Here is a 7,041-nt window from a genome sequence, read left to right as displayed (position 1 = left end):
CCGAGATCGCGATGGAAGAGGGTCTTCGTTTCGCCATCCGCGAGGGCGGCCGCACCGTCGGCGCCGGTGTGGTGACCAAGATCATCAAGTAGTCTGGATATAACCCTTTACCGCAGGCTTAATCATGAGAGATCTCGTTATTCTGGAATGCACCGAATGCAAGCGCCGCAACTATTCGACGGACAAGAACAAGCGCAAGCAGTCGGGCCGCGTGGAATATAAGAAATATTGCAGGTGGTGTAACAAGCGCACGGCGCACAAAGAGAGCCGTTAGCTTGGGCCTAGGTCTGTAGCTCAATATGGTAGAGCATCGGACTCCAAATCCGACGGTTGGGGGTTCGAGTCCCTCCAGACCTGCAATCGTACCATAATTCGCCGGGGGCGACCGGAACAGGTCGCCCCCTGAAATGCCCCTGGCACCTACTTACACAGAGACGATACAATGTTTCAGAAAATCGCCAATTTTGTCCGCGATGTGCGCGCGGAGATGTCGAAAGTCAGCTGGCCGAACCGGGATCAGCTGAAAGGCCAAACCCTGGTGGTCATTTTCGTATCGCTCTTTTTTGCGGTCTTTATCTTTTTGATCGATCACGGGTTGTCTACCCTCATCAAGTTGCTGTATTAGCAGAAGAGAACATTTTGGCGCCCTGGTTGGGGCCATTAAGGATAAGGGCTTTGGAACAAGAAGAACTCAGATGGTATGCGATTCACGTCCTCTCGGGCCATGAGAACAAGATCAAGGCCTATCTGGAGAACGAGATCAAGCATTCCAACCTCTATGAAAAGATCGACAAGATTCTTGTTCCCTCCGAAGAGGTGACCGAAATGCGCGAGGGGAAGAAGAAGGTGCGGACCAAGATCATCTTTCCCGGCTATATGCTGGTGCACATGATGATCGACAAGGAGACCCGCCACCTGATTCTCAACACCCCGGGTGTGACCAATTTTGTCGGCAGCAAGAACGAACCCACTCCCCTGAAAGACGACGAGGCTGAGCGCATTCTCGGCCGCAGCGAGGGGACGGTCAAGGACCGTTCGCGGATCCCCTTCCATCTCGGCGATCCGATCAAGGTGGTTGACGGGCCCTTCACCGATTTCACGGGTTTCGTCGAAGAAGTCAACGAAGAGAAGAACAAGGTCAAGGTGATGGTGAGTATCTTCGGACGCGCCACACCGGTCGAGCTAGATTTCCTGCAAATCGAATTAGAACAATAAGGTGTCCCCATGGCAAAAAAAGTAGTTGGCAGCATCAAACTGCAGATTCCTGCCGGCGCCGCCAATCCCTCGCCCCCGGTGGGTCCTGCACTGGGTCAGCATGGCGTCAACATCATGGAATTTTGCAAGCAGTTCAACGCCAAAACCCAGGATAAGGCGGGACTGATCATCCCGGTCATCATAACGGTCTACGCCGATCGTTCGTTCTCGTTCATCACCAAGACCCCGCCGGCCGCGGTGCTGCTGAAAAAAGCGGCTGGTCTGGAGAAGGGCTCGGGCGAGCCCAATCGTACCAAGGTCGGCCAGGTCACCCGCGACCAGGTGCGCGAGATCGCCGAGCTCAAGATGCAGGACCTGAACGCCGCCTCCCTCGAGACCGCGATGAGCATGGTCGAAGGGACTGCGCGCAGCATGGGGATCACCGTCGTCTGAACGAACAAGTCAGCCTGTAATTAATGATGAGTGAAGTGTTTTGGAGCACGAATGAAACATAGCAAGCGTTTTAATGAGGCTTTACAGCGGCTGGACCGCCGGGTCTCCTATCCCCTCGCCGATGCTGTGGTGAAGGTGAAGGAACTGGCTACCGCCCGCTTCGATGAATCGATCGAGCTGAGTGTGCGTCTGGGCGTCGATCCGCGCAAGGCGGACCAGATGGTGCGCGGCACGGTGATTTTGCCCCATGGCACTGGCAAAAAGGTGCGCGTTTGCGTGCTGACCAAAGGCGCTAAGGAGAAAGAGGCCCTCGAAGCGGGCGCCGATGTGGTCGGTTCGGATGATCTGATCGCCAAGATCCAGGGCGGCTGGCTCGACTTCGACGTGGTCATCGCCACCCCGGATATCATGAGCCAGGTCGGCAAGCTCGGCAAGATCCTCGGCACCCGCGGTCTGATGCCCAACCCTAAAAGCGGCACGGTCACCTTCGAAATCGGCCAGGCGGTCAAGGAAGCCAAGGCCGGCAAGATCGCCTTCCGCGTCGACAAATACGGCATCGTCAACGCCGCCGTCGGCAAGAAATCCTTCGAGGCGGCCCAGCTCAAGGAGAATGTCCAGGCTTTCATGGAGATGATCAACCGCCTCAAGCCGGCTACGGCCAAGGGCGTCTACATCAAGAGCGTCACGCTCTCGAGCACCATGAGCCCCGGCATCCGTCTGGACAAGAACCAGATCGTCGACGCGGCCTAAGCACGCTGAACGCATTTTGAAGCAAAGGATATCCTCCATGCCACAGCCCCATAAAGAAGTGAAACTGGAAGAGATCAACGCCAGCCTCGATAAGGCTAAAAGCGTTTTTCTCACCGATTTTTCTGGGTTGACCGTTGAAGAGGTCACCCGCCTGCGCAGCGAGTTCCGCAAGGCGAACGTGAAATATCTGGTGGTGAAGAACACTCTGGCGCGCATCTCGGCCCGGCAGCACGGCCTCGATGCCCTGATCCCCTTCCTCAATGGTCCGACCGCTCTGGCTATCGCCATGGACGACCCGGTGGCGCCGGTGCGGGTGATCTTCGATTTCAAGAAAGACAAGGAAAAACCCGCGATCAAAGCGGCCTACCTCGAAGGGCAGCTGCTCGACCGGGCATCGGCCGAAGAGGTCCGCAACATACCGCCCCGTGAGGTGCTCCTGGCCCAGGTCGCCGCGGCCTTCGCTGCGCCGCTTTCCGGCTTCATCGGCAGCCTCCAGGCGGTCATCGCCGGTTTCGCTAATGTTTTAAAACAAGTCCAAGATAAAAAAGAAGCTTAATCCACTTATAGAGTACTCTAACGGGAGGTAGAAATGCCCGAACAAGCAGATGTTGCCGTCGCCCAGGATGCCAAGGTTGAGGAAATCCTCAAGACCATTGAGCAGATGAGTGTCCTCCAGCTCTCCAAGCTGGTCAAAGCCGTTGAAGAGCGTTTTGGCGTCACCGCCGCTGCCCCGATGGCCATGCCCGCCGGTATGATGATGGGCGGTGCCGCCGCTGCAGCCCCGGCCGTCGAGGAGAAGACCGAGTTTGACGTTGTGCTCAAATCCGCCGGCGCCAACAAGATCAATGTCATCAAGGTCATTCGCACCATCACCAACCTCGGCCTGAAAGAAGCCAAGGACCTGGTCGACGGCGCTCCGAGCAAGGTCAAAGAGGCCGTGACCAAGGAAGAGGCCAATGACATCAAAGGCAAGTTGGAAGAGGCTGGCGCAGAAGTCGAACTCAAGTAGACCCGCATGTCCCACGGGCCCTGATTCGGGGCCCGGTCTACGTTTATCCGAGTGTACCAGTCACCCAACAAAAGGAGTTCTCCTTTGGCAGTTGCCTTGAAAAGAGAACGACACTCCTTCTCGAAAATCCGCTCTGTTGCTGACATCCCTGATCTGCTGGATATCCAGCTCAAATCGTTCAAGGATTTCCTTCAAGCCGATGTCCCGCCCGATCAGCGGCGGGACGTTGGCCTCCAGGCGGTTTTCAAAGGGGTGTTTCCGATCATCGACAGCCGGGAAAACTTCGTCCTGGATTTCATCGAATACTACATCGATCCCCCCAAGTACAGCGTTGAGGAGTGTCAGGAACGGGGGATGTCCTATTCGGTGGCGCTCAAGGCCAAGCTGCGCCTTTCCATCAAGGACGAATACAACCCCAACGACCCCCTGGCCAATTCGAAGGAACAGGTGGTCTACCTGGGGTACATTCCCTACATGACCCATCGCGGGACCTTCATTATCAACGGCGCGGAGCGCATCATCGTCAGCCAGCTCCACCGTTCGCCCGGCGTTTTCTTTGACGAAATCTCCCACCCCAACGGGACCCGGCTCTATTCGGCGCGCATCATCCCCTTGCGCGGCTCGTGGGTGGAGTTCGCCACCGATATCAACGAACTGATGATCGTCTACATCGACCGCCGCAAAAAGTTCCTGGTCACCACCCTGTTGCGGGCTATCGGCATTTCCAGCGATCGCGACATCCTCTCGACCTTCAACCTGATTCAGGAGACGGAGATCACCGAGGCCAACCGCGACGAGCTGATCGGCATGCGCGTGGTCGAGGACGTCATCGACCATGCCACCGGCGAGATCATCGTCGACAAGCTCCATGAGCTCAGCGCCGACAAAATTCAGGTGCTCCTCGATGCCGGGATCAACAAACTCGAGCTGGTCCGCTCCGACCGGATTTTCGGGCCGGAAATCATCAGCAATACGCTGCTCAAGGACCAGACCCATTCCCAGGACGAGGCGCTGGAGACCATCTACCAGAACCTGCGTTCCGGCGAAGCTCCGGATCTCGACACCGCCCGCCAGCTGATCGAACGCCTCTTCTTCAATCCCAAGCGCTACGATCTCGGCGAGGTGGGCCGCCATCGTTTGAACAAAAAGCTCAACCTCGAGGTGCCGCCCGATACCACCGCCCTGACCAAGGAAGATATCATTGGCATCATCCAGTATCTCCTCGATCTGCGCAAGGGCAAGCGCACGCCCGACGACATCGATCACCTTGGCAACCGCCGGGTGCGCACTGTCGATGAGCAGCTCGCCTCGCAGATGAGCGTCGGTCTCGCCCGCATGGCCCGCACGATCAAGGAGCGGATGAACCTGCGCGAGAGCGAGAATCCGACGCCGCAGGATCTGGTCAATGCCCGCACCATCCTTTCGGTCATCAATACCTTTTTCGGCACCAGCCAGCTGTCGCAGTTCATGGATCAGACCAATCCACTTTCGGAGCTGACCCACAAGCGCCGCCTTTCGGCCCTGGGGCCCGGCGGTCTGACCCGTGAACGCGCCGGCTTTGAGGTGCGCGATGTCCATTACACCCATTACGGGCGTCTCTGCCCGATCGAGACCCCGGAAGGGCCGAATATCGGCCTCATTTCCTCGCTGACCACCTTTGCGCGGATCAATGAGTTCGGTTTCATCGAAACCCCCTACCGCAAGGTCGTCAACGGGGTGGCCACCGAGCAGATCGATTTCATGGCCGCCGACGATGAAGAGGAACTGATTGTGGCTCAGGCCAGCGAGGAACTGGACGAGAAGGGCCGGTTTGTCAACGAGCGGGTCAAGTCGCGCGTGCGCGGCGAGTTCCCGATCGAGGAGCCGGCCAAGATCGATTATATGGATGTCTCCCCGACCCAGATCGTCTCGGCCGCCGCCGCCCTGATCCCCTTCCTCGAGCACGACGACGCCAACCGCGCCCTCATGGGCTCGAACATGCAGCGCCAGGCGGTACCCCTCCTCAATCCGGCTGCGCCCTATGTCGGCACCGGCATGGAGGGCAAGATCGCCCGCGACTCGCGCGCCGTGATCGTCTCGGAGTACAACGGCGTTGTCGAAAAAGTCGATGCCCGCCGTATCATCATCCGCCGCAAGGAGACCGCCTCCAAAAGTGAGGCCCTCGAGAAACTCGGCGATTTCAACGATACCGGCCTGGTTACCTATAACCTGACCAAGTTCATGCGCACCAACCAGGACACCTGCATCAACCAGAAGCCGATCGTCTCCGAGGGCGATGTGGTCAAGGCCGGACAGGTGATCGCGGATGGCGCCGCCACTGAAATGGGTGAGCTGGCCCTCGGCCGCAACGTCCTGGTCGCCTTCATGCCCTGGCGCGGCTACAACTTCGAAGACGCCATCGTCATCTCCGAACGCGTCGTCCGCGACGACATCTTCACCTCGGTCCATATCGAGGAATTCGAGCTGCAGGTGCGCGACACCAAGCGCGGCGAAGAGGAGCTGACCCGCGAGATCCCCAACGTCTCCGAGGAGACGACCAAAGACCTGGATGAGAACGGTATCGTCCGCTCCGGGGCCGAGGTCACCCAGGGAGATATCCTCGTCGGCAAGGTGACGCCCAAGGGTGAGAGTGATCCCACCCCGGAAGAGAAGCTGCTCAAGGCGATCTTTGGCGAAAAAGCCGGCGATGTCAAGGATGCCTCCCTCAAGGCGCCTCCAGGACTCAAGGGCATCGTCATCGATACCCGTCTCTTTTCGCGTAAAAAGAAAGATCCCTCCACCCGCCGCAAGGAGAAAAAGAGCCTTGACGAGCTGGACGTCTGGATCGAAAGCGAACGCAGCCGCGTCCGTCAGCTGCGCGCCGACAAGATGATCTCGGTTCTCAGCAACCAGAACAGCGCCGGCATCCGCGAAAAGGGTTCGGGCAAGGTGATCATCAAGGCCAAAACCGTGCTCAAGAGCGGCAATCTCGGCAAGCTCGATTTCGATCAGATCGATTACAGCAGCCCGCTCACCGATGATGAAGAGACCAATCGCAAGGTTTCGCTGGTCAACGCCCGTTACTACACCAAGATGACCGCACTCGAGGATGAGTACGAGCTGGCCAAATTCAAGATCACCGTCGGCGACGAACTGCCTCCCGGTATCGTCCAGCTGGCCAAGGTCTATGTCGCCAAGAAGCGCAAGCTGATGGTCGGCGACAAGATGGCCGGACGCCATGGCAACAAGGGCGTGGTTTCCAAGATCGTCCCGATCGAGGATATGCCCTATTTGCCGGACGGCACTTCGGTCGATATCGTCCTCAACCCCCTGGGCGTGCCTTCGCGTATGAACCTGGGGCAGATCCTCGAGACCAACCTCGGCTGGGCCGCTGCCAAGCTCGGCAAGTACTACGCCACACCGGTCTTCGACGGCGCAACCCTCAGCGAGATCCGTACCGAGATGAAGAAGGGCGGCGTGCCCGAGAGCGGCAAGACCCCGCTCTACGACGGCCGCACCGGCGAGCTGATCGATGAAGAGGTGACCGTCGGATGGATCTATATGATGAAACTCAGCCATCTGGTCGAGGATAAAATCCACGCCCGCTCCATCGGCCCCTACTCCCTGATCACCCAGCAGCCGCTGGGCGGCAAGGC

The 7,041-nt window shown here is 58.4% G+C and carries 9 protein-coding genes and 1 tRNA gene; all 10 read left to right on the top strand.

Annotated elements, in window-relative coordinates; translation table 11 throughout:
• On the top strand, nucleotides 1-92 hold a 92-nt coding region (locus PLH32_18085; GenBank protein ID HQJ66519.1), incomplete at its 5' end, for a hypothetical protein.
• A gap of 32 nt (nucleotides 93-124) precedes the next feature.
• A complete protein-coding gene (gene rpmG / locus PLH32_18080; GenBank protein HQJ66518.1) occupies nucleotides 125-274 on the top strand; it encodes a 50S ribosomal protein L33 in 150 nt (49 codons plus the stop codon).
• 9 nt (nucleotides 275-283) lie between these two features.
• A tRNA-Trp gene (locus PLH32_18075) sits at nucleotides 284-357 on the top strand.
• A gap of 85 nt (nucleotides 358-442) precedes the next feature.
• Nucleotides 443-625, top strand: coding sequence for a preprotein translocase subunit SecE (secE, locus tag PLH32_18070; protein HQJ66517.1), 183 nt, complete (start codon nucleotides 443-445; stop codon nucleotides 623-625).
• Nucleotides 626-675: 50 nt separating this feature from the next.
• Nucleotides 676-1,215, top strand: coding sequence for a transcription termination/antitermination protein NusG (gene nusG / locus PLH32_18065; protein ID HQJ66516.1), 540 nt, complete (start codon nucleotides 676-678; stop codon nucleotides 1,213-1,215).
• 9 nt (nucleotides 1,216-1,224) lie between these two features.
• Entirely contained in the window at nucleotides 1,225-1,647 is a 423-nt protein-coding gene (gene rplK, locus PLH32_18060) for a 50S ribosomal protein L11 (GenBank protein ID HQJ66515.1), read from the top strand.
• 51 nt (nucleotides 1,648-1,698) lie between these two features.
• Nucleotides 1,699-2,397, top strand: a complete 699-nt coding sequence (rplA, locus tag PLH32_18055; GenBank protein ID HQJ66514.1) for a 50S ribosomal protein L1 — start codon at nucleotides 1,699-1,701, stop codon at nucleotides 2,395-2,397.
• A gap of 37 nt (nucleotides 2,398-2,434) precedes the next feature.
• Complete coding sequence (gene rplJ, locus PLH32_18050) at nucleotides 2,435-2,953, top strand: 50S ribosomal protein L10 (protein HQJ66513.1); 519 nt, start codon at nucleotides 2,435-2,437, stop codon at nucleotides 2,951-2,953.
• Between the two features lie 33 nt (nucleotides 2,954-2,986).
• Nucleotides 2,987-3,406, top strand: coding sequence for a 50S ribosomal protein L7/L12 (gene rplL / locus PLH32_18045; protein HQJ66512.1), 420 nt, complete (start codon nucleotides 2,987-2,989; stop codon nucleotides 3,404-3,406).
• Between the two features lie 96 nt (nucleotides 3,407-3,502).
• Nucleotides 3,503-7,041 (top strand): DNA-directed RNA polymerase subunit beta (gene rpoB, locus PLH32_18040; GenBank protein ID HQJ66511.1); only part of this gene is annotated, 3,539 nt, incomplete at its 3' end.

The sequence above is a fragment of the bacterium genome (genome assembly GCA_035419245.1).
GTDB lineage: Bacteria > Zhuqueibacterota > Zhuqueibacteria > Residuimicrobiales > Residuimicrobiaceae > JAKPUX01.
This window is presented reverse-complemented; position numbering and strand designations above follow the sequence as displayed.